1 pseudogene is annotated in these 317 nt (G+C 46.1%); it reads right to left on the minus strand.

The window, feature by feature from the left end:
* Positions 1–67 precede the first annotated feature (67 nt).
* Positions 68–317, minus strand: a pseudogene (locus tag AB4209_RS05805) (ATP-dependent helicase); the annotation flags it as partial.

Below are 317 nucleotides of genomic sequence, written 5' to 3' on the forward strand. Positions count from 1 at the left end.
ACAGAAGTCACTGTAACGGCGCGTTTTTATATGTATAGATCTTTAAACTGGAGCTTTGTACAGCTTATTAGCGACGTGCTTTACCGCGGTTTTGGTGAATCTTAAGCTTCGCTTTCATCTTACGTTTTTCTGATGAACGGCTTTTGCTGCGACCACCACGATCGGGCGCTAGATCTTTTTCAAGGCTTGGTTCAAAGCCCTCTAGCCACTCTTGAGGCAAGCGAGTATCAAGTAATCGCTCAATATCACCCAATAGGTAAGCTTCATCCTGACTCATCAAAGAGATCGCTAAGCCGCTGTTACCCGCACGGCCAGTA

It is taken from the genome of Vibrio sp. 10N.286.48.C11, assembly GCF_041469805.1.
In the GTDB taxonomy this organism is placed as follows: domain Bacteria; phylum Pseudomonadota; class Gammaproteobacteria; order Enterobacterales; family Vibrionaceae; genus Vibrio; species Vibrio crassostreae_C.